This is a genomic window from Rhodoblastus sp. (assembly GCF_052145335.1).
GTDB lineage: Bacteria > Pseudomonadota > Alphaproteobacteria > Rhizobiales > Beijerinckiaceae > Rhodoblastus.
This window is the reverse complement of record NZ_JBKQOU010000162.1, coordinates 1-2,960: the sequence shown is the minus strand read 5'-3', so window position 1 is coordinate 2,960 and position 2,960 is coordinate 1. Positions and strand designations below refer to the sequence as shown.

Annotated in this window: 3 protein-coding genes; 2 read left to right on the top strand and 1 reads right to left on the bottom strand. The window is 55.9% G+C overall.

Annotation, left to right across the window (positions count from 1 at the left end):
• Both ACLP2E_RS10870 and ACLP2E_RS10865 read left to right on the top strand, forming a co-directional pair.
• A partial coding sequence (locus tag ACLP2E_RS10870; protein WP_442465929.1) for a hypothetical protein occupies positions 1-259 on the top strand: 259 nt, incomplete at its 5' end.
• Between the two features lie 1,446 nt (positions 260-1,705).
• A complete protein-coding gene (locus ACLP2E_RS10865; protein ID WP_442465928.1) occupies positions 1,706-2,056 on the top strand; it encodes a hypothetical protein in 351 nt (116 codons plus the stop codon).
• A 275-nt stretch (positions 2,057-2,331) separates the two neighbouring features.
• On the opposite strand, the gene ACLP2E_RS10860 is transcribed toward ACLP2E_RS10865, so the two are convergent.
• Positions 2,332-2,871, bottom strand: coding sequence for a tyrosine-type recombinase/integrase (locus ACLP2E_RS10860; RefSeq protein ID WP_442465927.1), 540 nt, complete (start codon positions 2,869-2,871; stop codon positions 2,332-2,334).
• Positions 2,872-2,960: the final 89 nt, after the last annotated feature.

Below are 2,960 nucleotides of genomic sequence, written 5' to 3'. Positions count from 1 at the left end.
TGCGCCAGCCTACTTCGACTGTCTGCACGCGGCTCATATGGCCGCGAAAGATTTGGGACTGACATGGGCGCTGGTCAGGGCCTATGACGCCTTGCGCTGCGGCTCCGACTTCATTTTTGAGCGGCTGCAAGACGCCAAGCTTCCAGACGCGAAAATCAAGCAACTGGAAAAGCGCGTCGTTAGCTGCCTCATCTATTATTTGGATGATGCATTGACCGCGTTGCAGGCGGAATTAGCCGTGCGGAAGGCTGTCATTTAATGATCGCAGAGGGTCGCGTCGGCAGTGGCGCGCCCCTTTTCTTTGGCCGCGCGACTTTCTAACAAAGCTGCGCCTGCCCTGTTTCATCAATCAGTTAGCAGGAAAAATGCGGGCCTGTTACAGAGTCCCCTGCCTTGGGCGGCGGTTATCCGACGCTGTGGAGCGGGTGGGGCGCTTTCGGTGCCGATTCACGAAAGCCGGTCACGGCTTACGGCGCCTATGAAAATGCGCTGTTGAGGTTCCCGAACGATGACGCCGAGAAATGGCAGCCTGCACTGAGGCAGCGTGCGGAATTGGACAGGGACATCTCAACTGGCGACCAGCCTAGTCAAAATTACACGTTTGCCGCCTCGTCAGGACGATGACGGGAATCGGCTCGAAGCCGACATTCTCTCCCACTCCCCCAAATGCAGGCAAACGCTGGCGCGTCATGGTGGCGCCGCTTGTTCGGCTGAACTGTCCCGCTTTTGTTCCAAATTTCCGGCGCGGGCGATACGCTATTGCTCCCGATAAGCAGTTATAGGCCGCGTTATTCTTAGAATGATTCAATAAAATCAAACTGCAAAAGAAAAGTAGAACGTTTAGAAACATAAGCGGAACCGCAAAAAGTTCCATCGTGGCGGCCTACCGTGCTCGATATTCCTCAGCTTCGAGCGGAATTGAGCCCTTTGTGCGGTGATTGATGACCCGCCGCCGCTCGGGGTCAAAAAGAGGCTATGGCTTTTCCGCCGATTCCGGACCTATATGCGTATTCTCGGCTCATTTATCCCGCGCGAGCCCCGCGTCACGGCGAGCCGAGCGGCAGCCTTCGAGCCTCACCCGGCGCAGAAGTGCTAACTGGGGCGCAGCCCCGTTACGTCAAATCGGACGGAGACAGCGACCACTTTCATGGAACTGTAATAATTGATTGGCAATCTATATCGCAATACCTATGAACTCATTGAAATTGTGGACAAAAATGGTAATCGATCAGGTCGAATCGTGGCAAAAGCGCGCAAGGGAAGCCTACGAAACATCATTCGATCATTACACTGCACTCTCGCTCGCAAAAGAAATCAGGGCGTTGAACGCACCGGGCCGAGTTAGCCACAGGGCGTCTCAATTCATTTATCTGCTCGAACACGTCACCTACTTCGACAACAACAGCGACCAAGTCGCAAATGCACGAAGGGCCTTCGTAGCATTGCAGCGGGCGCTACGCGAATTGGGTGAGCAGCATGGGCCGAAGTGCGCGAGCGCCGCAGTGTAGCCAATTGGTTCTGAAGTCGAGCCGTCCGGCGTGTATGAACGTATTTCGTCGCCAGCTAACGCTGCGTCTCGCTTCGTTTTCCGTCTCGAACCAGACCTTCGGAAAAGCGTTTCGGCGGAACTTTGCTGCATCTGCACACGCGAATGTGAATGCACCGCAGCGAACCGAATATTGCATCGCAATAAAAGTGATGTAATTTGAAGATTCATAATGCTGTTTCTCCCACAGCGCTGCCGCCGCGCTTAGCGTGGCGGCTTTTTTTTGCCGGTGGCGATGGAGAAGAAATCGGCGCGAATATCCGGCGATCACGATGGCCCGATGGGGCGGAGATTATGGCCTATGTCGTCGAAATTGTTGGTAGGCCCGGGGTGTATTTGGTGATGTCAAATACAGATCAGCAGATCGGCGTCATCAACGGATCAGACGATGAATGGTATTGGCAAATTTTTGGCTCTGATGTCGTTTACGAAACTTCCCTTGCGCGGGCTAAGGCCGCAGCGTTGAGAGAAGCGAAAATTTTAGAGGACAAGTTTCTGACCGGGCATTGAGCAGGATCGCTGCCTGTCGCTCGTCCACTCCCGCTTGCGGCATTGACAAAGCGAAGGGGATGACCCCTTCCTGCCGCTTCGCGCCACTCTTAGGCGGAGCGACCCGCGTGTTAGATTTCTGCCACCAGACGCGATGCGCGAACGCTGCCGGACGAAGTGCCGAAGCAGACCCCGGCGCAGAAATTCTATAACGAATAAGTCGGTCGGTGCGGTTTGCGGCTCCTCAAATCACGATCCGCTCGATCTCGTCGAGGGTCATTTCATCGTGCCGCCGGTCATAGAGTTGGGTGGTGCGCGTCGATGAATGGTTCGCCATCGCGGCGGCCTTTTCCAACGTTCCACCATTTTGAGATAGGCGGTGGGTCGGTTGCCCGGAAAGTGTGGTTGCCGATTTTGGTTTCGATTTCGGCGCCAGAGGCCTGATGTTGAATCATCGCATAGGCGTTTGCTTGGGGCAGGCGCGTTTGGGTGAGTTTGCCTGTGCCTCGGCCAATCGTTCGGAAAAGCGGTCCCTTTGGATCATCGCCGAGGCCACCGCCGTCGATATAGGCGTGCGAATAGGTTTCGAGATTGTGATGGCACGGCATCGCATGAATCTTGCCGCCTTTTTCGTGCAGGCGAACCCAAAGGCGGCGGTTCTGGATGAAAGTGTCTTCGACCCTCATGCTGATCGCCGCGCCGATGCGCGCGAAGGAATAGACCATCAGGCCGATCAAGGCGCGGTCCCGCAGTCCGACTGGTGTGCTGACGTCGATAGCATCGAGAAGCGCGCGGGCTTCGGTTGCCTTCCGTTCGAGGCCCCACCTCCATCCCATCGCCTCACAAAGAGCATATCCGGCGGAACGTCTATCTCTTCATCTCTTCGTCGGCCTCGGCGACAAGGACCTCCAACTCGGACGCGAGG